Here is a 26,122-nt window from a genome sequence, read left to right on the forward strand (position 1 = left end):
TTCCTTAGGCCTGTTGCCGCTGTGCTTCAGGCTCGCTCGAGATGCCGCTCAAACGCTCGACGTAGTCGGCGCTCAGCTCGATCACTTCCTTGTATTGCAGATCGACGGTGATCATGTGATAGCAGTTGTCGAGCATGACCTTGGTCACCGGACCGCCCAGGTGACGCTCGACGTAGTCGGCGTTCCATGGGCTGGTGATGTCGTCCTCGATGGAGTGGATCACCAGGGCCGGGGTCTTGATCGACGGCATGCGGCGCATGACCACGGCGTTCATCCGGTGCAGTTCGCGCACGGTGATGCCTTCCATGGTCAACAGCCCGGCATCGCTGCTCTGGCCGGCTTTCATCTGGCGCTCGACGATGGCCCGCAGGCGTTCGTTCTTGATGCCATAGGGCGGCTTTTCCTCGAAACGGCAGATGTGCACGCCGAACGGAATCTTCATCAGCAATGGCGTCAGGAATGCCAGCTTGTGAATGCTCCAGCCGTCGTAGCGCAGGGTCGTCGAGTACATCAGCAGCCCGGCGATCTGGCCCGGGTGTTCGGAGGCCATGTACATGGACATCACCGCGCCCATGGACAGACCGCCGACGAAAACCTGTTCGTGGCGCTCTTTCACCGCCACGAATGTCTTGCGTACGCCTTCATACCAGTCCAGCCAGCCGGTGGCCTGCAGGTCTTCGTTACCGCCGCAGTGCCCGGCCAGGGTCGGCACGTAAACCGTGCAGTTGCCCTTCTTGGCCAGGCCCTGGGCCACCCGACGGAGTTCCGTCGGGGTGCCGGTCAGGCCGTGGATCAACAAGATCCCGACCGGACCCGAGCCGAGTACGAAGCCAGCATCGCCTTCGCCCAGATCGATAGGTGTCATGTTCACCGCTTCATGGCTCGGTTCAGCAGTTGTTCGAGCAGTTTCAGACCCAGGTCGATTTCCGGGTAGCTGATTTCCAGCGACGGTGCCAGGGTGATCACGTTCTTGTAGTAGCCGCCGACGTCGAGGATCAGGCCGAGTTTCTGACCGTCAACCACCATGTCGCCCTTCATGCCTTCCTCGACCATGTAGTCCAGGGTGGCCTTGTCCGGGGTGAAGCCGTCGGTGGTGCAGATTTCGCAGCGCAGGGCCAGGCCCAGGCCATCGACGTCGCCGATGATCGGGAAGCGTTTCTGCAGCTCTTGCAGGCCTTCGAGGAAGTACTTGCCCTTGGCCATGACCATCGCGCCGTAGTCGACTTCGCTGGTCATTTTGAACATTTCCAGGCCAACGGCCGTACCCAGTGGGTTCGAGGCGAAGGTGGAGTGGGTGGAGCCTGGTGGGAAGATCTTCGGGTTGATCAGCTCTTCACGGGCCCAGATGCCGCCCAGCGGGTTCAGGCCGTTGGTCAGCGCCTTGCCGAAGACGATCACGTCCGGCTTGACGTCGAAGTGTTCAATCGACCACAGCTTGCCGGTACGCCAGAAGCCCATCTGGATTTCGTCGACGACCATCAGGATGCCGTGCTGGTCGAGGACCTGCTTCAGCTCGCTGTAGAAGTTCATCGGCGGGATCACGTAGCCGCCGGTGCCCTGGATCGGCTCGACGTAGAATGCGGCGTATTCGCTGGTACCGACTTTAGGGTCCCAGACACCGTTGTATTCGGTTTCGAACAGGCGGGCGAACTGCTGCACGCAGTGGCTGCCGTATTCTTCCTTGGTCATGCCTTTCGGGCCGCGGAAGTGGTACGGGAACGGGATGAACTGTGCGCGCTCTCCGAAGTGGCCGTAGCGGCGACGGTAGCGGTAGCTCGAAGTGATCGAGGACGCGCCCAGGGTCCGGCCGTGGTAGCCGCCTTCGAAGGCGAACATCAGGCTCTTGCCGTTGGTGGCGTTACGCACGACTTTCAGCGAGTCTTCGATGGACTGCGAACCACCGACGTTGAAGTGCACGCGACCGTCGAGGCCGAACTTGTTCTTGGCGTCGACCGCGATCATTTCCGACAGTTCGATCTTGCCTTTGTGCAAGTACTGGCTGGCGATCTGCGGCAGGGTGTCGATCTGCTTTTTCAGGGCGTTGTTCAGACGTGGGTTGGCGTAGCCGAAGTTGACCGCCGAGTACCACATTTGCAGGTCGAGGTAAGCTTGGTCTTCGGTGTCCCAGACGTAGGAACCTTCGCAGCGGCTGAAAATGCGCGGTGGTTCGATGTAGTGAACTGTATCGCCGTAGGAGCAATATTTGGCTTCTTTTTCCAGAAGCACCTGGTCTTCGGCTGTAGCGATACGAATATCAGACATGGTGGAAGAGTTCCTGTTGTTCAAGATCGATAGAGTAGTTGCCGGCGTTCGCCGCGATGTCGTTCGGCAGCAGGGCCAGCATGGCCGGCAGCTCGGCGAAGGAGTCGAAGCGCGCGTAAGGAATGTTGTTGCGTTCGCAATGCTCGGCCAGGCGGCCCTTGGCGAAAACGAAGTCGGCGGTGCCGGCCACGCACATGTCCGATTGACCGTCACCGATCACCAGGATGCGTTTGCCCTTGGGCGCGGACTTGCATTTGCAGTTGCCGGAGGCGGCGCGGCAGGCGTCGCTGGAATACGGGAAATCGATGCGCCAGCTATTGTGGTCGACCTGGCGCAGGCGGTTGGCGAGGATCGGCAGCAAGGTCACGTAGTTGCGCGAGAGGATCCGCGCGATGCCTTGTTCGATGCCGTCGCTGACCACTTCGATGGAAGCGCCCAGGCCCATGACATGATCGACGAAGTCCGGGAAGTCCGGGTCGATATCGATGGTGTCGAAGTAAGCCAGCAAGTCAGCCGGCGAAGCCTTGACCAGCGCCAGTTGGCGGCTGAGGCATTCACGCGAACCGATATGACCGTCCAGCCACTCTTGCTCGATGCTTTCCCAGCTCGGGTCGGCGAAACGCTCAAGGATGTTGTCGATCGCGTCGGTGCGGGAGATGGTCCCATCGAAATCACACACGATATGCCAGTGCATCATCTGCTTGTACCTGTTGAATAAGAGCGCACACTGCGCATGCCCTACGCAGAGCACGGAGTGTGCCAAGTGCTCAAATCCGGTATTCTCGTGGAATATATCCGTTATATGTATCGGGTTTCGTACATGGAGCTACAAAAATTGTAGCTTCCTACAAAAAACATCAGTGCTCGCCTACAAAAAGTCGTGTTTGTGAACGCGAAGGCATGTATCTACAAGGACACTTTCATGATTCGTCTCTCCTCCCCATTGCTGCTGGCCGGCCTTTTTTCCCTGGCTGGCTGGAGCCATGCGGCCCTGGCTGATGAAGGTCCGACCGGGCAAGTGGGGGCTGGGGTGGGCTATCAGCCCTATGATCCGTCGGGCAGCCGTTATGAAGTGACGCCACTGCCTTATGTGGACCTGGACTGGGGCAATGTCAGCCTCAGTGGCGATGACGGCCTGACCTGGGACGCGTTCAAGGCCAACGGTTTCAGCATCGGGCCTTTCGCCAATTATGTGCCCGGGCGCAACTCCAACGGCTCGTTGCGCGGTTTGCGCGATGTGCCGGACATGGGCGTGGTGGGTGGTTTCGTGGAATACGCGCCGGCCGACTTCTGGCGGTTGTTCGCCGAGCTGGGCAGTGCCGTCGGCGGCGGTAGCGGGCAGGGCGGCCTGCTCGGGCGTTTGGGTGGAGAGCTGGGCTATCCGTTGGGCATGGGGATTATCGGCCGGAGCAATTTCACCGCGCACTATGCCGATGAGCGCCAGGCACAGACGTTCTTCGGTGTGAGTGCCCAGGAGGCACAGGACTCGGGGATCCGCCAGTATCATGCCGGCGGTGGTTTCCAGAACCTGACCCTGACCCAGAGCTTTGCCATCCCCCTGGGCGGTAACTGGTCGCTGATGACCAGTGCCAGCTGGATTCACCTGGTGGGCTCGGCGGCCGACAGCAGCATCGTCAAGCAGAAGGGCGACAGCGACCAGGGGCAGATCCAGACGGCGATCAGCTACAAGTTCTGAGGCCTGACCTTCTTTTGTAGGCACTGGCGCCGGGATGGCGATGTCATATTCAATGACGCCATCGCCAGCAAGCTGGCTCCTACAGGGTTTTGGGCACGACGATAATATGCGGCGTGACTCGGATCTGTAGGAGCCAGCTTGCTGGCGATAGCGCTGCGACATTCACCGCCATCGCCGGCTAGTTCTTCTCGCCTTCTGCCAGCAACGCAATCCCGCCGATAATCACCGCCACACCGATCCAGTGCAGCAGGCTGATCTGCTCGTTCAGCCCCAGCCAGGACGCCAGCAGCACCGCGACAAACACCAGCGAACTCAGCGGAAACGCCAACGACAGCGTGCTGCGTCGCAGAATCAGCATCCAGACGAAAAACGCCCCGATATAACAGGCTACCGCCACCCAGACACCCGGGTTGAGCAGTACCGCGTGCAGCCATTGCAAACTGAAATCGGTCTGCCCGAGTTGATCGCCGCCGACTTTGGTGGCGATCTGTCCGCCGCTTTCGCAAGCGATCAGCAAGGCCCAGAGCACGATGGTGCCGAAGCGCCCGTGCAGCCAATCAATGTGTTTTGAACCGCTCATCAACAATTTCCTTCGAACATGAATGGAGCCCTCAAGCGCCGGAAATGGCCACCAGCATCACGCCGGCGGTGATCACCAGCGTGCCGAGCCAGCGGCGGCGGCTGACGGTTTCGCCCAGCACCATCTTGCCGGCCAGCACCACGCCGCAATAGGCCAGGGCCCCGATGGGAAACACCAGGCTCAAGGGTGCCCGGGACAGGGCTTCGATCCAGACAAAAAACTCGATGACATAAGAACCGATCCCGCACCACAGCAGGGGGGCGTTGAACACCTGGCCCCAGAAGGCTTTCAGCCTGAAGCCACCCTCCAGCTCCGGCAGACGGTCCAGGCCCATCTTGAAACAGAGCTGGCCGATCACGTCCAGGACAACGGAAAAAAGTACCAGCAAAAAAACGCCAAGGGTCACGGAAACAGCTCCTAGAACAGCAGGGTCAACGCTTTATCGCGCGCCGGATTGCACAGTCGCTTGGCTTCGCTGCAGCGTCCATGAAGGCGCACAGCGTAAGGGCTTTGCCGGCAAATGCAAAGGACAGGCCAGCACAAAGCGGACGGGGCGCCGGGCGACGGTGGTGGATCAGCCGTGAAAACGCAGCCAAAGGCTGACCAGCACACTGGCCGCCAGCAACCAGGCGAGTACCGCCAGGGCCAGCGATGTCTCCAGGCGCAGCCGGTCCACCAGCACATACAGGGTCGCCAGGTAGATGAAGTAGGGAATGATCGACCACATGCCGAACAGGATGGTGGTTTTCAGATCATCGATCGAACGACCCTTGCCGACGATGTAGTGCGCGATCAGGGCAAAGGTCGGGAACAACGGTACCAGCCCGGCAATGTAGTAATTGCGGGTTTTCGACAGGGCGGCGAGCAGCACCACGACCAGGGCGCCGAGGGCGGCCTTCAACAGTAAATCCATCTTGCCCGCCGTCAGTGACTCAAACCGTACTTCTTGACCTTGTCGAACAAGGTGGTCTTGGCCATGCCGAGTTCGTGGCTGGCCTGGCTCAGGTTGCCGCCGCTGCGCTGCAGGGCCTCGTTGAGCAGGTTACGCTCGAAGGCTTCCACCGCTTCGGCAAAGCCCAGCCCGCCGCCGCTTTGCGCACCGGCTTTCTTGAAGGGTGGCAGGCCCAGGGCGAAGCGCTCGGCGACGTTGCGCAGTTCGCGCACATTGCCCGGCCAGTCGTGGCTCATGAGACTGGACAGGGTCTGGTTGTCCAGTTCCGGGGCGATACGGTCGAAGCGCAGGGAGGACTGCTGCAGGAAGTGCTCGAACAATTGCAGGATGTCTTCGCGCCGCTCGCGCAGGGGCGGCAGTTCCAGGGTCACCACGTTCAGACGGTAATAGAGGTCGCTGCGAAATTCGCCGGCGCGGCCCATTTCATCGAGGTCGAACTTGGTGGCGGCGATGACCCGGCAATCGACGGCCACGCTCTGGTTCGAGCCCAGGCGTTCCAGGGTGCGCTCCTGCAAGACCCGCAGCAGTTTGATCTGCATGGGGATCGGCATGCTTTCCACTTCGTCGAGGAACAGCGTACCGCCGTGGGCGTGTTCGATCTTGCCGATTCGGCGTTTGCCGGCGCCGGTAAAGGCATTGGCCTCATGGCCGAAGATCTCGCTCTCGAACAGGTTTTCCGGCAGCCCGCCGCAGTTGAGCGCGACGAACTGTTGCGACTTGCGCCGGCTGAAGTCATGCAGGCAGCGGGCGACCAGTTCCTTGCCGGTGCCGGTCTCGCCTTCGATCAGCACGTTGGCCGAGGTATCGGCGACATTGGCGATCAGTTCCCGCAGGTTCTGCATGGCCGGCGAGCGGCCGATGATCCGGCCCTCCAGCGAGTCGCGCTCGGCCAGTTGCCGGCGCAACGACCAGACTTCCCGGGCCAGGCCGCGTTGCTCCAGGGCTCGGCGGGCGACGTCCACCAGGCGCTCGGGGGAAAAGGGCTTTTCCATGAAGTCATAGGCGCCGTTGCGCATGGCGCCGACAGCCATGGAGATATCGCCGTGGCCGGTAATCAGCACCACCGGCAGGCTGCTGTCGCGAGCCTTGAGCCGGGTCAACAGCTCCAGGCCGTCGATGCCCGGCAGGCGGATGTCGCTGATGACGATTCCGGGGAAGTTGTCGCCGATCCGTGCCAGGGCTTCCTCGGCACTGCCGACGCCTTCGCTGGGGATATCTTCCAGGGACAGCGCCTGCTGGCAGCCGAGCAGGACATGGGGGTCGTCCTCGACAATCAGGACAGTGAGGTCGTTATTCATATCGGCTCGGCCTTGGCAGGGTTGACCCGCGGTAAAGTGAGGACGAAGGCGGTACCGCCCGTGAGGGGGTGTTCGACCCCGAGGTGGCCGCCGGCCGCCGCCGCGAGGCTGGCGGAGAGGGTCAGGCCGAGGCCCAGGCCCTGTTCTCCCGGCTTGGTGGTGAAGAAGGGTTCGAACAGGTGCTTGCGCGCCTTAGGCTCGATGCCGTGGCCGTTGTCGCGTACCAGCAGGCGGTATTTGCCTTCGACGAAGTCGCCTTCCAGCCACAGTTCCGGCAGCGGTTGGGCCTGCATGGCGTCGAGGGCGTTGCCGACCAGGTTGACCAGGATCTGCTCCAGGCGGGTCTGGTCGATGGCCAGTTGCACGTCGTCGAAGTCGCGATGGACTTCCAGATGCAGGGTTTCGACCCGGCTGCCGAGGACCTGCAGGGCGGCGTCGATGGCCTTGGCCAGGCTCGACTCGCCCTTGTCGTCGCCGCGCCGGGCAAAGGCGCGCAGGCTGGCGGTGATCCGGCCCATGCGGTCGATCAGGTCGTTGATGGTGCGCAGGTTGGTGCTGGCGGTGTCCAGTTCGCCGCGTTCGAGGAAACGCACGGTATTGCCGGACAGGGTGCGCAACGCGGCCAGCGGCTGGTTGAGTTCATGGGCGATGCTGGTGGACATCTGGCCGATGGCGGCCAGCTTGCCGGCCTGGACCAGTTCGTCCTGGGCGCGGCGCAGGGTTTCCTCGGCCTGGCGCCGTTCGCGGATCTGGTCCTTGAGCCGATCATTGCTGGCGCGCAGGTCGACCGTGCGCTCGGCGATCCGTCGTTCCAGCTGGCTGTTGGCTTCCTGCAGGGCTTCGCGGGCGGCCAGGCGGGTGGCGATGACCTTGCGCCGTTCGTTCCAGGCGATCAGCAGGAAGGCCACCAGGGCAAAGGCCACGGCCACCAGCATGCCCTGGTTGGCGGCTTCGCGGCGCAGGTCCTGCAAGGGGGTGAGCAGGGTGAGATGCCAGGGCGTGTCGCTCAGGCGCCGGGTCTGGGCCAGGTAGCTGACGCTGTCGCCGTCCTTGGCCAGCTCGGTGTTGGCCGGGAAGGTCAGGGTTTCGACGCCCTCGGCCAGGCGTTCGCGGGCCAGGGGTTGCAGTTCGTTCAGCGGCCACCAGTAATATTGCAGGCTGCGGGCCAGGCGTTCCTTGATCTCCGGGGTCAGCGGGCGCACGGACTTGAGGCGTCGGGCCGGGTCGCTGGAGAGGATGATGATGCCGTTCTCGTCCGTGACAAAAGCTTCCAGGCGGGCCCGTTGCCAGCGCTCTTCAAGGGCTTCGAGACGGACCTTGATCACGGCTACGCCGATGATCTTGCCTTGTTCTTCCAGGCCGTGGGCCAGGTAATAGCCGGGTTCGCCGCTGGTGCTGCCGATCCCGTAGAAACGCCCCGGCAGACCGCGCACGGCGTCCTGGAAATAGGCGCGAAAGGACAGGTCTTCACCGAGGTAACTGTCGGCATCGCGCCAGTTGCTGGTGGCCAATACCCGACCGCTGGTGTCCATGACATAGATGGCCCGACTGCGGCTGCGCCGGTTCAGGCCTTCGAGGTAGGCGTTGACCGCCTGGCGGTGTTCGGCGTCGGGCTCCTTGAGCAGGGCCGAGACGCTGGATTCAAGCTCCAGCAGGCTGGGCAGGTAGGTGTACTTGCTGATCTCGCTTTCGACGGTGCGGGCGTGCAGCTCCAGCTGGCGTTCGCCGTTTTCGCTGAGGGTGCGGATGCCATAGTGTTCGCTGATGCGATAGCCGGCGTAGCCCAGGCCGATCATCAGCAGGATGATCAGGGGCGGCAGGAACAGTTGGCGGATCAGGCGGGGTTTCACGGCGAATGAGGGCGGCGTCGCGCGATAGAGGTTGGGGTCGCATTTCATCACGTTTGCCTTGGGTCAACCAGACCGCGTGTCTGCACGGCCATCACCTGAACCCTGTAGGAGCGAGCTTGCTCGCGATGGTGGAGCAGGCGCCTTGGGGCATCAGGTACCCCGTGTTATCGTTGACGTCCATCGCGAGCAAGCTCGACTCCTACAGGGGGAGCCTGGGGTTTTAGTGCTGCAGGATCTTCTCGAGGAAATGCTGCGCACGTTCCGAACGGGCACTGATGTCGCCGAAGAACTCGTCCTTGTTGCAGTCCTCGATGATCTTGCCCTGGTCCATGAAGATCACACGGCTGGCGACCTTGCGGGCAAAGCCCATTTCGTGGGTCACGCACATCATGGTCATGCCTTCCTGGGCCAGTTGCACCATCACGTCGAGCACTTCGTTGACCATTTCCGGGTCGAGGGCCGAGGTCGGTTCGTCGAACAGCATCACCACCGGGTCCATCGCCAGGGCACGGGCAATCGCCACACGCTGTTGCTGGCCGCCGGAGAGTTGCCCCGGGTGCTTGTGGGCGTGGGCCGACAGACCGACGCGATCCAGCAGTTGCAGGCCTTTGCTGGTCGCTTCTTCCTTGCTGCGGCCGAGGACCTTGATCTGCGCGATGGTCAGGTTTTCGGTGATGGTCAGGTGCGGGAACAGCTCGAAATGCTGGAACACCATGCCGACCCGCGAACGCAGCTTCGGCAGGTTGGTCTTCGGGTCGGCGATGGAGGTGCCGTCGACCACGATGTCGCCTTTCTGGAAGGGTTCCAGGGCGTTCACGCATTTGATCAGGGTGGACTTGCCCGAGCCCGAAGGACCGCAGACCACCACCACTTCACCCTTGCTGACCTCGGTGCTGCAATCGGTCAGCACCTGGAAGTCGCCATACCACTTGTTGATGTTCTTGATAGAGATCATACGGCAAACCTTTTTTGCAGACGCTTGACCAGCAGCGAGGCGGCAAAGCTGATTGTGAAGTAGACCAGACCTGCGAAGATCAGGAATTCATTGGAACGGCCGATGATGTCGCCGCTCGAGCGCGAGGCGTTGAGGAAATCCACCAGGCCCACGGTGTAGACCAGCGACGTGTCCTGGAACAGGATGATGCTCTGCTGCAACAGCAGCGGGGTCATCTTGCGGAACGCCTGGGGCAGGATGATCAGGCGCATGGTCTGGCCATAGCTCATGCCCAGGGCCTGGGCGGCGCCCATCTGGCCCTTGGCGATCGACTGCACGCCGGCGCGGACGATTTCGCAGAAGTACGCCGCTTCGAACATCATGAAGGCCACGATGCAGGAGGCGAACGCGCCGATCGGCGTGTCTTCTCCGGTGATCCAGCGCAGGACGAAGGGTACCGCCAGGTAGAACCAGGTGATCACCAGCAGCAGCGGGATCGAGCGGAAGTAGTTGACGTAGGCACCGGCGACGTTGGCCAGCAGTTTGTTCGAAGACAAGCGCATCAAGGCCAGGAGCGTACCGATGACCAGGCCGCCGACGACACCCAGCACCATCAGCTGCAGGGTCATCAGCATGCCGTTCCAGAGACCCGGAATGGCCGGGACGATGCCACTGAAATCGAAGTCCATTATTTACCCCCCACGGAGATCAGGCCGGGCACCGCGACTTTCTTCTCGACCAGGCGCATCAGCAACATCAGGCTCATGTTCAGGGTGAAGTAGATCAGCGTCGCCAGGGTGAAGGCTTCGAACAGGTTGGCGGAGAACTCGGCGGTCTGCTTGGTCTGCGCGAGCAGTTCCATCAAGCCGATCAGCGAGGCCACGGAGGAGTTCTTGAAGACGTTGAGGAATTCCGAGGTCAGCGGCGGAATGATGATCCGGTAGGCTTGCGGCAGCAGCACGTTCCAGTAGATCTGCGGCAGCTTGAAGCCCATGGCGCGGGCCGCCGATTCCTGGCCGCGGGGCAGCGCCTGGATGCCGGTGCGGACTTGTTCGCAGACCCGGGCGGCGGTGAACAGGCCCAGGCAGACGACGACGCTCAGGTAGGCCGAGGTGGTCGGATTGAGGTCCTGTTTGTACCAGTCCTGCAGGTTTTGCGGCAGCAGATCGGGTATCAGGAAGTACCAGATGAACAGTTGCACCAGCAGCGGCACGTTGCGGAAGATTTCCACGTAGATCGTGGCAATGCCCGATACCACGCGGTTCGGTACGGTACGCATCACGCCCAGCAGCGAGCCGAGGATCAGTGCAACGATCCAGGCCACCACGGCGATGGCGATGGTCCAGCCCAGTCCGGAGATGAACCAGTCGAGATAGGTCTCGCTGCCCACACCGGTGGACTTGAAGAACACGCCCCAGTCCCAGTTGTAATTCATTCGGGTCTCCCCTCGGATCAATCAGTGGTCACGCACGTGCTTCCCGGGACTCCGCCCCGCCTGACGTGCTTCGTCAGGCACACACGTTCCGCTCGCGGTCCGAGTGTCTTTCCCATCTCAATAGAAGAAGCCAGTACAGCAGATATCAACAAACTCCCGGATATGCGTTCGTGCCACCGGGAGTTCGCTCAGAGGTGCATCAGATCTTTTTGTCCGGTGCAGGCTTGTCGTTCGGATTGGCCAGCAGGGCCTTGAGCTCGTCGCTCATCGGGAAGTTCAGGTTCAGGCCTTTTGGTGGAATCGGCTGGGTGAACCACTTGGCGTAGATCTTGTTGATCTCGCCGGACTTGTAGGTTGCGACGATGGCGTCATCCACGGCTTTCTTGAAGGCCGGGTCGTCCTTGCGGACCATGCAGCCATAGATTTCGTAGGATTGCGGGGTGCCGGTCACGGCCCAGTCATCAGGCTTCTTGGCCTTGGCCATTTCCCCGGCGAGCAGGGCGTCGTCCATCATGAAGGCTACGGCGCGGCCGCTTTCGAGCATGTTGAAGGCTTCGCCATGGTCCTTGGCGGAGATGACGTTCATGCCCATCTGCTTGTCGGCGTTCATCGCCTTGATGATGCGCTCGGACGTGGTGCCGGCGGTGGTCACGACGTTCTTGCCCTTGAGGTCGGCGAAGTCCTTGTAGGTGGAGTCTTTCTTCGACAGCAGGCGGGTGCCGATTTCGAAGATGCCGACCGAGAAGTCCACTTGCTGGCCGCGTTCGGCGTTGTTGGTGGTGGAACCACACTCGACGTCGACGGTGCCGTTCTGCACCAGCGGGATACGGGTCTGGGAAGTGACCAGGTTGTACTTGACCTTGAGGTCTGGCATGTCGAGGTCTTTCTTGATGCCTTCGACGATGGCCAGCTGGATATCGTGGGAGTAGCCCACTGGCTTGCCGGACGCATCCGCGATGTAGGAGAACGGAATGGAGCTGTCGCGATGCCCGAGGGTGATGGTGCCGGACTCTTTGATCTTCTTCAGGGTGCCGGTCAGTTCAGCGGCGAAAACTGGAGTACTGATCAGAGCAACAGCGATAGCTGCGCCCAGAAGCTGGGGAACGATGCGCATCAGATGGTTTCCTCGAGATTGTTTTTCTTATGGAGTCGGTCAGCCGACTCTCGGGTACTTCGAAGCGCTCATCCGACCCCAAGGGCGGCCTGAGCATTCGGTATCGAGTGTAGAGCACGACTCATGCCAGGCTTGGGGGTGAGGTTTTAGTCATTGATTTTAAAGGGGAATCTGATTGTTTCGAGAGGTTTCGGAGCGTCTGGCGTCCGGTTTGCCGAATGGTTGGCGAAGGGCTGTTCGGAAAACCGAATGGGAAGGGGCTGTAGGAAGGGGCTTGTTTTTGAGGGGGTTGGTGATCGCAAGGGCCTCTTCGCGGGCAAGCCCTGCTCCTACAATGTGGTGTCGTACACAAAATGGGTGAACGACGATGAACTGTAGGAGCAGGGCTTGGTCCGGGCGGCGTTCCGACGAAGCTCTTGGCGGCTTTGAGACGTGCCCGAAATCAGGCCGCTTCGATCTTGCCGCGGTGCTGCTCGACCTTGTCCAGATAGTGCTGCAACTGTTGCTGCTCGGCCGCCGTGGTGAACAGGCCCAGCTTGCTGCGCCGCCACAGGATATCCACGGCCGCGCAGGCCCACTCTTCGCTGCACAGGTAATCGACTTCGCGGGTATAGAGGCCGCCACCCAGGTGTTCGCCCAGGTCGCTCAGGTTCTGCACGCCCTCCAGCAGGCGCCAGGTGCGGCTGCCGTAGGTGCTCGCCCAACGCCGGGCGATCTCGGTTGGAATCCAGTCGAAGCGGGTACGGATCTCGTGGCTCAGGGCCTGGCGCGTGGTCATGTCTTCGCCGCCGGGCAAGGTCGAGGTGGCGGTCCAGCTCGGTTTCATGTTCTTGAAGAACGGTGCCAGCTGGGCCAGCGCCGATTCGGCGAGCTTGCGGTAGGTGGTCAGCTTGCCGCCGAACACCGACAGCAGCGGGGCTTCATCGTTGCCGCCGGAGAGCGCCAGGGTGTAATCGCGAGTCACCGCCGAAGGGTTGTCGGACTCGTCGTTGCACAGCGGACGGACGCCGGAATAGCTGTGCAGGATATCGCTGCGGGCCAGCTGCTTCTTGAAGTGTGCGTTGACCACCTTGAGCAGGTAGTCGGTTTCGGCTTCGGTGATACTGACCTTGGCCGGGTCGCCCTGGTATTCGCGGTCGGTGGTGCCGATCAGGGTGAAACGGTCCAGATACGGAATGGTGAAGACGATGCGCTGGTCCTCGTTCTGCAGGATGTGCGCGTGTTCGCCTTCGTACAACCGGGGCACGATCAGGTGGCTGCCCTGGATCAGGCGGATGCCGTAGGGCGATTCCAGCTTCAGGTCGTCCTTGATGAACTTGGCGACCCAGGGGCCGGCCGCGTTGACCAGGGCCTTGGCCTGGATCGAGAAACGCACGCCATTGCCGTGTTCCATCTCCAGATGCCACAGGCCATTGCCGCGACGGGCGCTGACGCAGCGGGTGCGGGTGTGTACATGGGCGCCGTTCTCCCGCGCGGCCATGGCATTGAGCACTACCAGGCGCGCGTCGTCGACCCAGCAATCGGAGTATTCGAAACCCTTGGTGATTTCCGCCTTGAGCGCGCTGTCGGCGCCGAACTTCAGGCTTTTCGAACCGGCGAGCTTCTCGCGCTTGCCTAGGTGGTCATACAGGAACAGGCCGGCACGAATCATCCAGGCAGGACGCAGGTGCGGACGATGGGGCAGGACGAAACGCATCGGCTTGACGATATGCGGGGCCTTGGCGAGCAGCACCTCACGTTCGGCCAGGGCTTCGCGCACCAGACGGAATTCGTAGTGTTCCAGGTAACGCAGGCCACCGTGGATCAGCTTGCTGCTGGCCGAGGAGGTGTGGCTGGCCAGGTCGTCCTTTTCGCAAAGGAACACCGAGAGACCGCGACCGGCTGCGTCCGCGGCAATCCCGACACCATTGATACCACCGCCAATCACGGCGATGTCATAGAGCTCGGCAAGGGGTGGGGCAGGCAAGGTGCTGGGGTTCATCGGTGAGCCTCGCAGGGTCTTCTCTATATTTGAATTCGAACATTAATGTTCACTTTCGAAAATAGTAGCGGATAAACGTGCTCACGACCAGTCAACCCTGATTGAAAAAATCCATCAGGATAGGTGGAAAGGAAAATTATCGAACATTGTAGGGCGAGAGAGGTGGTGCGCCCTTGTTACTGTAGGAGCAGCCGGTCGACGCTCGATTGCTCGTGATGGTCGCCAACGCCAACGCGGGGTATCTGAATAATCGCGGTGCCTTTACGTCCATCGCGAGCAAGCTCGCTCCTACAAGGGGGTCAGACCACTTCCAGGCGGATCTTGTGCTGCTGCAGCAGTTGGGCCAGCGCCGGTACGGGCGCCTGGTCGGTCACCAGGGCGTCGATCAGGGTGATGGGCCCCAGGCGAACCATGGCATTGCGCCCGAACTTGCTGGAGTCCGCGGCCAGGATGACCTTGCGCGCATTGGCGATGATCGCCTGGGAAACCCGCACTTCCTGGTAATCGAAGTCCAGCAGGCTGCCGTCTTCGTCGATGCCGCTGATGCCCACCAGGGCAAAGTCGACCTTGAACTGGTTGATGAAGTCGACGCTGGCCTGGCCCACTACACCGCCGTCACGGCGCACGTTACCGCCGGCCAGCTGGACTTCGAAATCATCCTTGGCGCTGAGGATCGACGCCACGTGCAGGTTGTTGGTGATGATCTTCAAATGGTTGTGATTGAGCAGCGCCCGGGCGATGGATTCGGTGGTGGTGCCGATATTGATGAACAGCGAGGCATGATCGGGGATATGGGCGGCGATGGCTTCGGCTATGCGTTGTTTTTCATCGCGCATCTGGTCGGCGCGCATGGCGTAGGCGGTGTTTTCCACGCTGGAGTCGTAGGCCGCGCCACCGTGGTAGCGACGGAGCAGATTGGAGTCCGCCAGTTGGTTGATATCGCGGCGGATGGTTTGCGGGGTCACGACAAAAAGCTGGGCCATTTCCTCGATGCTGACATAACCGCGTTCGCGGACCAGTTCGAGGATTTGTTGCTGGCGGGGAGGCAGATTCATTGGGCGTCCTTTGGGCTGCCGTACAAATTCTTCCATCATGCCGCAGGAAGGACCTGTCTGCCACTTGCGGGGCCAATCAATCGCGGATGTGCGGTGGGGGTGTCGTACGTTGTTGCTGTTGAGGTCGCTCTTGTTTCTGCGGCCTGTTGAGCGTCGTCCGATCTCGGGAGCGCCACAAAACCTGTAGGAGCTTGGCTTGCCAGCGAAGCTTTTGGCGTCTTCAAGGACGCCTTCGCGGGCAAGCCCTGCTCCTACAGGGCCGTGTTCAGCCTAATGAACAGCGTTCGGCTTAGTTGCTTTCTTCGTGCGGTTCCCAATCGCGGGTACGGCTAACCGCTTTCTGCCAGCCGGCGTAGAGTTTTTCCTTCTCGGCCTCAGGACGCTGCGGCTCGAACTCGCGCTCGATCACCGCCTTGCCCCGCAGTTCTTCCAGGCTGCCCCAGAAACCGCACGCCAGGCCGGCCAGGTAGGCCGCGCCGAGTGCCGTGGTTTCGCGCATTTGCGGGCGCTCGACCTGGGTCCCGAGAATGTCGGCCTGGAACTGCATCAGGAAGTTGTTGGCCACCGCGCCGCCGTCCACGCGCAGGGCCTTGAGGCGTTCGCCCGAGTCCTGTTGCATGGCGTCCAGCACGTCGCGGGTCTGGTAGGCGATCGACTCCAGGGCGGCACGAATGATGTGATCCACCTTCACCCCACGGGTCAGGCCGAACAGTGCGCCACGGGCATAGGGGTCCCAGTATGGAGCGCCCAGGCCGGTGAAGGCTGGTACCAGGTACACGCCGTTGCTGTCCTTGACCTTGCTGGCGAAGTATTCGGTATCGAAGGCGTCGTTGATCAGCTTCAGTTCGTCACGCAGCCACTGGATGGTCGAGCCACCGTTGAATACCGCGCCTTCCAGGGCGTAAGCGACTTCGCCGCGAGGGCCGCAGGCGATGGTGGTGAGCATGCCGTGCTTGGAGCGGACGGCCTTGGTGCCGGTGTTCATCAGCAGGAAGCAGCCAGTGCCGTAGGTGTTTTTCGCCTGGCCCGGTTCCACGCACATCTGGCCGAACAGGGCCGCTTGCTGGTCGCCGGCGATACCGCCGATGGCGATGCCGCTCTTGGTGTGGCCGTAGATTTCCGAGGACGACTTCACTTCCGGAAGCATTTCCCGGGGAATGTCGAGGATCTCCAGCATCTTCGCATCCCATTCCAGGGAGTGGATGTTGAAGAGCATGGTGCGCGAGGCGTTGGTGTAGTCGGTGACGTGGGTCTTGCCGCCGGTGAATTTCCAGATCAGCCAGCTGTCGATGGTGCCGAACAGCAGCTCGCCGCTGCGTGCGCGTTCACGGCTGCCTTCGACGTTGTCGAGGATCCACTTCAGCTTGGTGCCGGAGAAGTACGGGTCGGTGACCAGGCCGGTGGTTTCGCGGATGTACTCTTCGTGACCGTCGCGCTTGAGCTGTTGGCAGATCTCGGTGCTGCGGCGGCACTGCCAGACGATGGCGTTGTAGATCGGACGGCCGCTGACCTTGTCCCAGACCACGGTGGTTTCACGCTGGTTGGTGATGCCGATGGCGGCGACCTGGTCGTGGTGCAGGCCGGCTTGCGCCAGGGCTTCAACCATGACCGCGCTCTGGGTGGCGAAGATTTCCATCGGGTCGTGTTCGACCCAGCCGGCTTGTGGATAGTGCTGCTGGAATTCGCGCTGGGCGGTGCCGACCACATTGGCGTCGCGATCGAAGATGATCGCCCGCGAGCTGGTCGTACCCTGATCGAGGGCAATGATGTAGTTCTTATTCTGAGTGTCGGTCATTTTCGATTGCCTTGATGAATATAGGGAAAAAAGTGCCGGGATGAGTGCCCTCAGGGAGAAGGGCGCTCACAGGGAGTGGCGTCTTGCAGGTGTTTCAGGAGGCCTGGACCTTTTTGGCAGCGGTCGCGGCTTCTTCCTGTAGTGCGGGTTGGGCGCTGGGCAGATGGCGGGCAATCATCCCGCGATACAGCACGGCGCCCAGGCAGGCACCGACAATCGGTGCAAAAATCGGAATCAGGAAGTACGGAATGTCGCGTCCGCCGGTGAAGGCGATATCACCCCAGCCGAAGAGGAAGGTCATCAGCTTGGGGCCGAAGTCCCGCGCAGGGTTCATCGCAAAACCGGTCAACGGACCCATCGCGCTGCCGATCACGGCGATCAGCAGGCCGATCAGCAGTGGGGCCAGCGGGCCATTGGGCAGGCCGTTGTTGTCGTCGGTCAGGGACATGATCACACCCATCAGGATCGCGGTGATCACCACTTCCACCAGGAACGCCTGGGCAGTGCTCAGGGCCGGGTTGGGGTAGGTGGAAAACACCGATGCCAGTTCCAGGCTGGCCTGGGAGCCGCGGATCATATGGTGGGTTTGTTCGAAATCGAAGAACAGGTTGCTGTAGAGCGTGTAAACCAACGCGGCGGCACAGAAGGCCCCGGCGACCTGGGCAAGGATGTAGAACGGCAGTTTGCGTTTATCGAAATCGGCGAACAGGCACAGCGCAATGCTCACGGCCGGGTTCAGGTGAGCGCCGGAAACGCCGGCGGTCAGGTAGATCGCCATGCTCACGCCCATGCCCCAGATGATGCTGATTTCCCACAGACCAAAGGTGGCACCCGCGACCTTGAGCGCGGCAACACAGCCGGTGCCGAAAAAGATCAACAGCGCGGTGCCGAGGAATTCGGCGATGCATTGGCCCGAGAGCGATGGTTGTTTCAAAGCGGTACTCATTGGACACCTCGATTTTTGTTGTTGTTAGACGTCCGTCCCAATGACGGACGTGGACTTGCACCGAAGCTCAGGAATCCCCATCTCTGATTTCGGCTTACCGCTCGTTGCTGCTGAGTGTAGGACTGTAATCTTCAGTTTCGAAAAAATATAGACAAGAAACGCTGATGTCAAAGGTCGAAAATGAACGATAGTCCACTTTTTGGGGAATGGCTGCGTAAATGAGGATGATTTGTATGTAGGATCAAGGTGTTTTTTACGCATTTATTGGCTCTGGTGAGCCTAGGAAAATCTTGAGGCTTGGCTTGTCATAGAGCCTTTTCGTTGCGAATAGCCTAAAATCCACGCCTGTCTTTCGAGCCGACTGGACCTGCCATGACCCCCGCATTGGACCTGCTGAAAAAAGTTCGTGCCGAACATCGCGTACACAGTTATGAACACGATCCGAAAGCCGCTTCTTATGGTCTGGAGGCCGCGGAAAAACTGGGATTGGCTCCGGCGCAGGTGTTCAAGACGCTGCTCGCCAGTACGGAAAAGGCCGAATTGCTGGTGGCGGTAGTGCCGGTCGTCGGAAGTCTGGACCTGAAGGCACTGGCCCAGGCGGCGGGGGCCAAGAAGGTCGAGATGGCGGATCCGGCGGCGGCCCAGCGGGCCACCGGCTATCTGCTGGGTGGGATCAGCCCGCTCGGGCAGAAGAAGCGCTTGCGCACGTTTATCGACCAGAGCGCGCAGCCCTTCGCAAGTATTTTCGTCAGTGCCGGCCGTCGTGGCCTGGAAGTGGAGTTGGCGCCGGCGGTGCTGGCCGAGCATACCCAGGCGAAGTTCGCCGATATCGGCCGCGCCTGATCCCGCTCACGGTCTACGCGGCGGGCAGGAACAGCACCAGATGCTCGGCTGTCACGCGAATACCTACCGATGTTCCCGGCAGGTGATCGACGTGACTGGGGAAAATCGATTCCAGCTGGCTGCCGCTGGGCAGTTGCAGGCGATACAGGGTCGAGGCACCGAGGAAGGTCTTGCCGAGGACCGTGGCCTTCAGCGCGCTGTCTGGGGCATGGACGATGTCATCCGGTCGTAGCAGCACATCCACTGCACCGCCCAGCGGCCAGGCGTAGGCCCGATTGCCGCGCAGCACGCCCAGTTCGGTCTGCACTGACTCCTGGCTGCTCAGTTGCCCACGAATGAAGTAGCCCTGGCCGATAAAGCTCGCGACGAAAGGCGTCTGCGGTTGGTGATAAAGGTTGTAGGGCGTATCCCACTGTTCCAGACGGCCCTCCTTGAACACACCGACCTGGTCGCTGACGGCGAAGGCTTCTTCCTGGTCGTGGGTCACCAGGATCGCGCTGGTGCCGCGCTGCTTGAGGATGTCCCGGACTTCCTGGCTGAGCTTGCGCCGCAGCTCGACGTCGAGGTTGGAAAACGGCTCGTCGAGCAACAGCAGTTGCGGCTCCGGCGCCAGGGCGCGGGCCAGGGCCACCCGTTGCTGCTGGCCGCCGGAGAGTTCATGGGGATAACGCTTGCCCAGTCCCTTGAGGTTGACCAGCTCGAGCATGTCCTCGGTGATCCGAGTCTTGCGCGGGTGCAGGCGAATGCCGAAGGCGATGTTGTCGGCGACGCTCAGGTGCGGAAACAGCGCGTAGTCCTGGAACACCATGCCGATCCGGCGTTTCTCCGGCGCGAGGGTGAAACCGGCGCGGGAGATGACGTCGCCCGCCAGCTGGATTTCGCCCTCGTGCACCGGCTCGAAACCGGCAATGGCTCGCAGGGTGGTGGTCTTGCCGCACCCGGACGCGCCGAGCAGGCAACCGATGTCCCCGCTGTTGAGGTGCAGGTTGAGGTTCTGCACGACCCGTTGCGCTTGATAGCCGCAGGCCAGGTCATGCAGGTTCAACAGCGGCGAATGACTCATGCAGGGCGATACGCCGGCGCAACCAGGAATTCAAGCAGGGCCTTTTGTGCATGCAGGCGGTTCTCGGCCTGGTCCCAGGCGACCGAACGCGGGTCGTCGAGCAGGTCGAGGCTGATTTCCTCACCCCGGTGGGCCGGCAGGCAGTGCAGGAACAGCACCTCGGGCGCGGCCAGGTCGAGCAGTTCGCGGGTGACTTGCAGGGGCGCGAACAGGGCCAGGCGCTTGGCGGTTTCTTCTTCCTGGCCCATGGAGGTCCAGACATCGGTGCTCACCAGGTGCGCGCCGCGTACCGCTTCACGTGGATCGCGGACCATTCGGACCCGCTCGCCGGCCTGGGCCAGCAGCGCCGGGCTGGGGTCATAACCTTCGGGGCAACTGACCCGCAGCTGGAAGTCGAACTGGATGGCCGCCTCGATATAGCTGTTGCACATGTTGTTGCCGTCGCCGATCCAGGTCACGGTCTTGCCCTGGATCGAGCCGCGATGTTCGAGGAACGTCTGCATGTCGGCGAGCAACTGGCAGGGGTGCAGGTCATCGGACAGGCCGTTGATCACCGGGACCCGGGAGTTGGCGGCGAACTCGGTCAGGGTGCTGTGCTTGAAGGTGCGGAGCATGACCACATCGAGCATGCGCGACAGGACGATGGCGCTGTCGCCGATCGGCTCGCCCCGGCCCAGTTGGGTGTCGCGCGGCGAGAGGAAAATCGCCTGGCCGCCCAGCTGGATCATGCCGGCTTCGAAGGAGACGCGGGTGCGCGTCGAGGATTTCTCGAAAATCATCCCGAGAATCCGACCCTTGAGTGGCTCGAAGAGTACGCCGCGGTCACGCAGGTCCTTCAGCTCGATGCCTCGACGAATCACGCTGACCAGCTCTTCGGGCGTGCAATCCATCAGGGAGAGAAAGTGCCTTGCGCTCATCATTAACTACCTTTTTGCAACAGACCGCAGATACTCAAAGCCGGGTTTTACGGAAAAACGGGCGAGACCTGCGGCGTAAGCCGCACGGGGCGACGAAATAGGGGGAGACGCGATCGTATAAGAAAATGTCGCGTGTTACCAATAGGAGGCTTGGTTTCAGGGCGATTGAGGTCTGCATCGTCCTGCTGGGCATGACCTTTTCCCTGTCCGATACACGCCGGCCCACTGGCGACAGCGGGTCTTTGTACACTGTGCCCGGAACCCTTGGCAATCGAGGGCGACGGGCGCAGGCGGGTCCTGGTCGCTTTCTGACTGTCCGGGCGGGGTATTGGCGTGCAAGATGGCAGGTGTGGAAACATTTCCTAAACTAATCTGCTAGGTTGTAAAATGTGTCACCGCGGACACATGGAGGCTTTGGAATGGAATCGAAAGAGCAACAATTGATGGAATTGCTGAAGCTGACGGCGCAGGCACTGACCCATATGACCGCCTCCGTGACCTCGATGTCGTTCGAGTTGTTGCGTAGCGAAGATGACGTGACCCGGGCGGCCGGTCGTCGGATGATCGATCGCATGGCGACCATCAGTTCCGGTCTCGACGAGCATTGGCGCCTGATCGGCGAGCTGACCGGGGTCCATATGGGCCAGGAGCAGCTCGAGACGATTGAGGAGATCCAGTTGCAACCTGCTCCCATGCTGCCCTCGGCCTGATTTCAGGGCTGCCATCGGCAGGCCTGATGCCCCCCGATTCACAAGATGAACGTCGCTGGCATGCTGCCCGGCGTAGGGCCATAGTTTTGTTCTCGCAACCGATCCGGGTTGCCTTGAACAAGACAGAGACTGGCCATGACCAAGACTCTCCACCACCGTGCCTGCCACCTGTGCGAGGCCATCTGCGGCCTGACCATCGAAACCACCACCACCGAAGCGTCGGTGCAGATCACCTCGATCAAGGGCGATCCGCTCGATACCTTCAGTCGCGGGCATATCTGTCCCAAGGCGGTGGCGCTGCAGGATATCCAGAACGATCCGGATCGTCTGCGCCAGCCGATGCGTCGAGTGGGCAGCGAATGGTTGCCGATCGAGTGGGATGAGGCCTTTTCCCTGGTGGCCGAACGCCTGGCGGCGATCCAGGCCCGGCATGGCCAGAATGCCGTGGCGATCTATCAGGGCAACCCCAGTGTGCACAACTATGGGTTGATGACCCACGGCAACTACTTTCTCGGCCTGTTGAAAACCCGCAATCGTTTTTCCGCGACCTCCGTCGATCAATTGCCGCACCACCTGAGCAGCCACCTGATGTATGGCCATGGCCTGTTGCTGCCGATTCCGGATATCGATCACACCGATTTCATGTTGATCCTGGGCGGCAATCCACTGGCTTCCAACGGCAGCATCATGACCGTGCCGGATGTGGAAAAGCGCCTGAAGGCGATCCAGGCCCGGGGCGGCAAAGTCGTGGTGGTCGATCCTCGGCGCAGCGAAACGGCGGCCATGGCCGACCAGCACCTGTTCGTGCGTCCGGGCGGGGATGCGGCCTTGCTGTTCGGCCTGCTCAATACCTTGTTTGCTGAAGGGCTGACGCGTGCCAGCCATTTGCCGGTGGACGGCCTCGATGAAGTGCGCCAGGCCGTGGCCGGTTTCAGCGCCGAATCCATGAGCCCGCTGTGTGCGGTGCCGGCGGCGCAGATCCGCCAGTTGGCCCGGGACTTCGCCGCGGCGGACAAGGCGGTCTGCTATGGACGGATGGGCGTCTCGACCCAGTCGTTCGGCACCTTGTGTCACTGGCTGGTGCAGTTGATCAACCTGGTGACCGGCAATCTCGATCGGGTCGGCGGGGCCTTGTGCACCGAGCCTGCGGTGGACCTGGTGGCCTCGACCTCCGGCGGCCACTTCAATCGCTGGCAGAGCCGGGTGTCCGGGCTGCCGGAGTACAGTGGCGAATTGCCGGTGTCGGCCCTGGCCGAGGAAATGCTCAGCGAAGGGGAAGGGCAGGTGCGGGCCCTGGTGACGATCGCCGGCAACCCGGTGTTGTCCACGCCCAATGGCCGGCAACTGGAGCAGGCACTGGACGGCCTGGAGTTCATGGTCAGTATCGACCTGTACATCAACGAAACCACCCGTTATGCCGACCTGATCCTGCCGTCGACCTCGGCCCTGGAAAACGATCACTACGACACCACCTTCAATATGTTCGCGGTGCGTAACATCAGCCGTTTCAACAAGGCGATCCTGGCCAAGCCTGCCGGTGCGTTGCACGACTGGGAGATTTTTGTCGGCCTGGCCAAGGCGTTTTCCAGCCTGACCGGCCAGGTGCTCAAGCCGACCATGGCCCCGGCGCAGATGATCGACATGGGCTTGCGCATGGGGCTGTATGGCGATGCCTCGTCGCACCAGCTGTCGCTCAAGACCCTGGAGGACTTTCCCCATGGCGTCGATCTCGGCGCGCTCAAGCCGAACCTGGCGCCACGCCTCAAGACGCCCGGGCAGCGGGTCCAGGCGGCACCGGCGGTGATCCTCGCCGACCTCGCTCGCTTCGCCGCGCAACAGGCACCACAAGTCGGGGAGTTGCTGATGATCGGCCGCCGGCATGTACGTAGCAATAATTCGTGGATGCACAACTATCACCGCCTGGTGAAGGGCAAGCCGCGCCATCAACTGCTGATGCACCCCGATGACCTGGCCAGCCGCAGTCTCGAGGATGGGCAGCGGGTGCAGGTCAGCTCGCGGGTCGGCATGATCGAGGTGGAGGTGCTCGCCAGCCTGGAGATGATGCCCGGCGTGGTGAGCCTGCCCCATGGTTGGGGGCATGCGCGGCCCGGGGTGAAGATGGCGATTGCCAGTGGCCAGCCGGGCTCCAGCGCCAACGACCTGACCGATGAACGCCAATTGGACGTCTTGTCTGGCAACGCGGCGCTGAACGGCGTGCCAGTCACGGTGGCGGCGGCCTGACAACGGCCATGGTGGCGGATATCGGGCAGACCGAGCACCACGCTCGGCTTTCCGTTACAATGCCTCACCGTGCCGACAACAGAGTCGGAAAGTTCAGAAGAGGTGCCTTGTGGATATCATCGAAACGATTAAAGAGCAGATTGCCAACAACACCATTCTGCTTTACATGAAAGGCTCGCCGAATGCTCCACAGTGCGGCTTTTCCGCCAAGGCCGCGCAGGCCGTGATGGGCTGTGGCGAGAAGTTCGCCTACGTGGACATCCTGCAGAATCCGGAAATCCGCGCCAACCTGCCGAAGTACGCCAACTGGCCGACGTTCCCACAACTGTGGGTCGGTGGCGAACTGGTCGGCGGCAGCGACATCATGGCGGAAATGTTCGCCAACGGTGAGTTGCAGGCCCTGGTCAAGGATGCAGCGACCAAAGCGGCAGCGGCCAAGACCGAAGCCTGAGTCGATTGCACGCAATCCTGTAGGAGCCGGCTTGCCGGCGATGACGTCCGCAAGATCGATACAAGACTTACGGGCCTCATCGCCGGCAAGCCAGTGCCTACAGGGATAGGTGTTTGTTTATTCGGCACCTGTAAAAAAGCCCCGCACTCTGAACAAGAAGGCGGGGCTTTTTAATGGGCGCTGTTTATTCGCCCATTTGCGACTGCAGGTAGTTCTCGAGACCGACTTTGTCGATCAGGCCCAGTTGGGTTTCCAGCCAGTCGATATGCTCTTCCTCGGATTCGAGGATATCCTCCAGCAGTTCGCGGCTGCCGAAGTCGCCCATGGCTTCGCAGTGGGCAATGGCCGCTTTCAGGTCGGCATGGCCGCTACGTTCGATGCGCAGGTCGCACTCGAGCATTTCCTTGGTGTGTTCGCCGATGTGCAGCTTGCCCAGGTCCTGCACGTTGGGCAGGCCCTCGAGGAACAGGATGCGCTTGATCAGCTTGTCCGCGTGCTTCATCTCGTCGATGGACTCGTGGTACTCGTGCTTGCCCAGCTTGTTCAGGCCCCAGTCTTCATACATGCGTGCGTGCAGGAAGTATTGGTTGATCGCGACCAGCTCATTGGCAAGGATCTTGTTGAGATGCTGGATGACCGTGATATCGCCTTTCATGGTGTGGACCTGTCCTGTAATAACTGACTATAAGGCAGAGTTTGATCCCGGCAACTTCGAGTGTCAAACCTAAGTTGTTGAATCATATATAAAAATTAATCGGAATAAGAATGTTTGTGTTCCGCGTCTTAGTCCTAAGCGATTGAATTACAGGCATAAAAAAACCGGACGCGAGGTCCGGCTCTTTTAAAGTTCGTTCTTTACGCGGCGGAAAATTCTACCGGGTAAGGGATCGCCGCCTGCTGGCTTTGCAGCTCGGTCAGGGTCTCGCGCACCACCTGCTTGGCCAGGCACGCACATTTGCCGCATTGGCTGGCCACGCCGGTGGCTTGTCGCACTTCGCGATAGCTGCAGCAACCTTCATAAATCGCTTCGCGGATTTGCCCATCGGTGACGCCAGTGCAGAGGCAGACATACATAAGGTGAGAACCATCGCTGATTAAGGCTCGATTGCGCTGGATCTTAATGTTAACGAGAATGATTGTCAAAGTGCTTTCGGTAAAGCTTTTGTCAGCGCGCTGCTTGTCTGACGAACGGTGTCACCGCCTTGGCGGGCGAGTTTGTAAAAAGCGTTGGGGACAGTCGAAAAACGCGGTGTATGATGGTCGGTCCTTAGGAAGGTAGGTCACGTCACAGTCTTGTCGTCTGCTTATGGCAGGCTGGGCTGGACCTTGTTCTTTACCGCATCAACACCAGGAGATATCCAATGAGCGTACTCGTAGGCAAACAAGCCCCCGACTTCACCGTCCCTGCCGTACTGGGCAATGGCGAAATCGTTGAAAGCTTCACCCTGTCCTCGGCCATCAAAGGCAAATACGGCCTGGTGTTCTTCTACCCGCTGGACTTCACCTTCGTCTGCCCGTCCGAGCTGATCGCCCTGGACCACCGCATGGACGACTTCAAGGCGCGCAACGTTGAAGTCGTGGCCGTTTCGATCGACTCGCACTTCACCCACAACGCCTGGCGCAACACCGCCATCAATGACGGCGGCATCGGCAAAGTCAAATACACCATGGCTGCCGACATGAAGCACGACATCGCCAAGGCCTACGACGTTGAGTCCGAAGGCGGCGTGGCCTTCCGTGGCGCGTTCCTGATCGACGACAAGGGCGTTGTCCGCTCGCAGATCATCAACGACCTGCCGCTGGGCCGTAACATGGAAGAACTGATTCGTCTGGTCGACGCCCTGCAATTCCACGAAGAGCACGGCGAAGTCTGCCCAGCCAACTGGAAAAAAGGCGACAAGGGCATGGACGCTTCGCCAGAAGGCGTTGCCAAGTACCTGACCGAGAACGCCGGCAAGCTGTAAGCGCCAGCTTCATGCATAAAAAAACCGGTCTTGAT

At 61.1% G+C, this 26,122-nt stretch carries 26 protein-coding genes; 6 read left to right on the forward strand and 20 right to left on the reverse strand.

The window, feature by feature from the left end; translation table 11 throughout:
• Positions 1 to 4: 4 nt before the first annotated feature.
• From M5C71_RS08285 to M5C71_RS08295, 3 genes are read right to left on the reverse strand one after another with little or no spacing between them, the layout of a single operon-like run.
• Positions 5 to 871, reverse strand: coding sequence for an alpha/beta fold hydrolase (locus M5C71_RS08285; protein ID WP_177102781.1), 867 nt, complete (start codon positions 869 to 871; stop codon positions 5 to 7).
• Complete coding sequence (locus tag M5C71_RS08290) at positions 868 to 2,262, reverse strand: aminotransferase class III-fold pyridoxal phosphate-dependent enzyme (RefSeq protein ID WP_152740913.1); 1,395 nt, start codon at positions 2,260 to 2,262, stop codon at positions 868 to 870. Before M5C71_RS08290 ends, M5C71_RS08285 begins: the two co-directional genes overlap by 4 nt.
• The gene (locus M5C71_RS08295) at positions 2,255 to 2,959 is read right to left on the reverse strand and encodes an HAD-IB family phosphatase (protein ID WP_100944506.1); all 705 of its coding nucleotides are present in this window, start codon (positions 2,957 to 2,959) and stop codon (positions 2,255 to 2,257) included. The genes M5C71_RS08290 and M5C71_RS08295 overlap by 8 nt, the downstream gene beginning before the upstream one ends.
• 225 nt (positions 2,960 to 3,184) lie before the next feature.
• On the opposite strand from M5C71_RS08295, the gene M5C71_RS08300 reads away from it, so the two are divergent.
• On the forward strand, positions 3,185 to 3,958 hold the full coding sequence (locus M5C71_RS08300; RefSeq protein ID WP_248767604.1) for a MipA/OmpV family protein: 774 nt from the start codon (positions 3,185 to 3,187) through the stop codon (positions 3,956 to 3,958).
• 178 nt (positions 3,959 to 4,136) lie between these two features.
• Here the strand turns inward: M5C71_RS08300 and M5C71_RS08305 are convergent, their stop codons facing one another.
• The 13 genes from M5C71_RS08305 to M5C71_RS08365 form a co-directional block, all read right to left on the reverse strand.
• Positions 4,137 to 4,538: an EamA family transporter gene (locus tag M5C71_RS08305; RefSeq protein ID WP_103494186.1), complete on the reverse strand. Its 402-nt coding sequence runs from the start codon at positions 4,536 to 4,538 to the stop codon at positions 4,137 to 4,139.
• Between the two features lie 31 nt (positions 4,539 to 4,569).
• On the reverse strand, positions 4,570 to 4,944 hold the full coding sequence (locus tag M5C71_RS08310) for an EamA family transporter (protein ID WP_103494185.1): 375 nt from the start codon (positions 4,942 to 4,944) through the stop codon (positions 4,570 to 4,572).
• Positions 4,945 to 5,112: 168 nt separating this feature from the next.
• A complete protein-coding gene (locus M5C71_RS08315; protein ID WP_177102831.1) occupies positions 5,113 to 5,442 on the reverse strand; it encodes a GlpM family protein in 330 nt (109 codons plus the stop codon).
• A 20-nt stretch (positions 5,443 to 5,462) separates the two neighbouring features.
• On the reverse strand, positions 5,463 to 6,788 hold the full coding sequence (locus M5C71_RS08320; protein WP_283093944.1) for a sigma-54 dependent transcriptional regulator: 1,326 nt from the start codon (positions 6,786 to 6,788) through the stop codon (positions 5,463 to 5,465).
• Positions 6,785 to 8,686, reverse strand: a complete 1,902-nt coding sequence (locus M5C71_RS08325) for a cache domain-containing protein (protein WP_248767605.1) — start codon at positions 8,684 to 8,686, stop codon at positions 6,785 to 6,787. Before M5C71_RS08325 ends, M5C71_RS08320 begins: the two co-directional genes overlap by 4 nt.
• A 172-nt stretch (positions 8,687 to 8,858) precedes the next feature.
• The gene (locus M5C71_RS08330; RefSeq protein WP_103494181.1) at positions 8,859 to 9,593 is read right to left on the reverse strand and encodes an amino acid ABC transporter ATP-binding protein; all 735 of its coding nucleotides are present in this window, start codon (positions 9,591 to 9,593) and stop codon (positions 8,859 to 8,861) included.
• Positions 9,590 to 10,261 (reverse strand): ABC transporter permease subunit, encoded by a 672-nt coding sequence (locus M5C71_RS08335; protein WP_103494180.1) that lies wholly within the window; start codon positions 10,259 to 10,261, stop codon positions 9,590 to 9,592. Before M5C71_RS08335 ends, M5C71_RS08330 begins: the two co-directional genes overlap by 4 nt.
• Positions 10,261 to 11,007, reverse strand: a complete 747-nt coding sequence (locus M5C71_RS08340; protein ID WP_103494179.1) for an amino acid ABC transporter permease — start codon at positions 11,005 to 11,007, stop codon at positions 10,261 to 10,263. The genes M5C71_RS08335 and M5C71_RS08340 overlap by 1 nt, the downstream gene beginning before the upstream one ends.
• A gap of 199 nt (positions 11,008 to 11,206) precedes the next feature.
• Entirely contained in the window at positions 11,207 to 12,121 is a 915-nt protein-coding gene (locus M5C71_RS08345; RefSeq protein WP_103494178.1) for a glutamate/aspartate ABC transporter substrate-binding protein, read from the reverse strand.
• Positions 12,122 to 12,563: 442 nt separating this feature from the next.
• On the reverse strand, positions 12,564 to 14,102 hold the full coding sequence (gene glpD / locus M5C71_RS08350) for a glycerol-3-phosphate dehydrogenase (RefSeq protein WP_103494177.1): 1,539 nt from the start codon (positions 14,100 to 14,102) through the stop codon (positions 12,564 to 12,566).
• Positions 14,103 to 14,401: 299 nt separating this feature from the next.
• Complete coding sequence (locus M5C71_RS08355) at positions 14,402 to 15,157, reverse strand: DeoR/GlpR family transcriptional regulator (RefSeq protein WP_103494176.1); 756 nt, start codon at positions 15,155 to 15,157, stop codon at positions 14,402 to 14,404.
• 289 nt (positions 15,158 to 15,446) lie between these two features.
• Positions 15,447 to 16,952: a glycerol kinase GlpK gene (glpK, locus tag M5C71_RS08360; RefSeq protein WP_103494175.1), complete on the reverse strand. Its 1,506-nt coding sequence runs from the start codon at positions 16,950 to 16,952 to the stop codon at positions 15,447 to 15,449.
• Between the two features lie 94 nt (positions 16,953 to 17,046).
• The gene (locus M5C71_RS08365) at positions 17,047 to 17,898 is read right to left on the reverse strand and encodes an MIP/aquaporin family protein (protein WP_248767606.1); all 852 of its coding nucleotides are present in this window, start codon (positions 17,896 to 17,898) and stop codon (positions 17,047 to 17,049) included.
• A gap of 372 nt (positions 17,899 to 18,270) precedes the next feature.
• On the opposite strand from M5C71_RS08365, the gene ybaK reads away from it, so the two are divergent.
• Entirely contained in the window at positions 18,271 to 18,741 is a 471-nt protein-coding gene (ybaK, locus tag M5C71_RS08370) for a Cys-tRNA(Pro) deacylase (RefSeq protein WP_103494173.1), read from the forward strand.
• 13 nt (positions 18,742 to 18,754) lie between these two features.
• On the opposite strand, the gene M5C71_RS08375 is transcribed toward ybaK, so the two are convergent.
• Both M5C71_RS08375 and argF read right to left on the reverse strand, forming a co-directional pair.
• Positions 18,755 to 19,804 carry an ABC transporter ATP-binding protein gene (locus M5C71_RS08375; protein WP_248767607.1) on the reverse strand — a complete coding sequence of 350 codons (1,050 nt, stop codon included), beginning with the start codon at positions 19,802 to 19,804 and terminating at the stop codon, positions 18,755 to 18,757.
• Positions 19,801 to 20,721 carry an ornithine carbamoyltransferase gene (gene argF, locus M5C71_RS08380; protein ID WP_248767608.1) on the reverse strand — a complete coding sequence of 307 codons (921 nt, stop codon included), beginning with the start codon at positions 20,719 to 20,721 and terminating at the stop codon, positions 19,801 to 19,803. The genes M5C71_RS08375 and argF overlap by 4 nt, the downstream gene beginning before the upstream one ends.
• Before the next feature lie 419 nt (positions 20,722 to 21,140).
• Here argF and M5C71_RS08385 point away from each other — a divergent pair, with 419 nt between their 5' ends.
• The 3 genes from M5C71_RS08385 to grxD all read left to right on the forward strand — a co-directional run bounded on the left by M5C71_RS08385 (position 21,141) and on the right by grxD (position 24,123).
• Positions 21,141 to 21,431 carry a hypothetical protein gene (locus M5C71_RS08385; RefSeq protein ID WP_248767609.1) on the forward strand — a complete coding sequence of 97 codons (291 nt, stop codon included), beginning with the start codon at positions 21,141 to 21,143 and terminating at the stop codon, positions 21,429 to 21,431.
• A 135-nt stretch (positions 21,432 to 21,566) separates the two neighbouring features.
• The gene (locus M5C71_RS08390) at positions 21,567 to 23,672 is read left to right on the forward strand and encodes a molybdopterin oxidoreductase family protein (RefSeq protein WP_248767610.1); all 2,106 of its coding nucleotides are present in this window, start codon (positions 21,567 to 21,569) and stop codon (positions 23,670 to 23,672) included.
• A 109-nt stretch (positions 23,673 to 23,781) separates the two neighbouring features.
• The gene (gene grxD / locus M5C71_RS08395) at positions 23,782 to 24,123 is read left to right on the forward strand and encodes a Grx4 family monothiol glutaredoxin (protein WP_103494169.1); all 342 of its coding nucleotides are present in this window, start codon (positions 23,782 to 23,784) and stop codon (positions 24,121 to 24,123) included.
• A 184-nt stretch (positions 24,124 to 24,307) separates the two neighbouring features.
• Here grxD and bfr read toward each other — a convergent pair whose 3' ends face one another.
• The gene (bfr, locus tag M5C71_RS08400; protein ID WP_103494168.1) at positions 24,308 to 24,778 is read right to left on the reverse strand and encodes a bacterioferritin; all 471 of its coding nucleotides are present in this window, start codon (positions 24,776 to 24,778) and stop codon (positions 24,308 to 24,310) included.
• Between the two features lie 200 nt (positions 24,779 to 24,978).
• Positions 24,979 to 25,197 (reverse strand): bacterioferritin-associated ferredoxin, encoded by a 219-nt coding sequence (locus M5C71_RS08405; RefSeq protein WP_103494167.1) that lies wholly within the window; start codon positions 25,195 to 25,197, stop codon positions 24,979 to 24,981.
• A 287-nt stretch (positions 25,198 to 25,484) separates the two neighbouring features.
• On the opposite strand from M5C71_RS08405, the gene M5C71_RS08410 reads away from it, so the two are divergent.
• Complete coding sequence (locus M5C71_RS08410) at positions 25,485 to 26,087, forward strand: peroxiredoxin (protein ID WP_103494166.1); 603 nt, start codon at positions 25,485 to 25,487, stop codon at positions 26,085 to 26,087.
• Positions 26,088 to 26,122 lie beyond the last annotated feature (35 nt).

Origin of the sequence: Pseudomonas sp. MWU12-2345 (genome assembly GCF_023242385.1) — a bacterium.
GTDB lineage: Bacteria > Pseudomonadota > Gammaproteobacteria > Pseudomonadales > Pseudomonadaceae > Aquipseudomonas > Aquipseudomonas gingeri_D.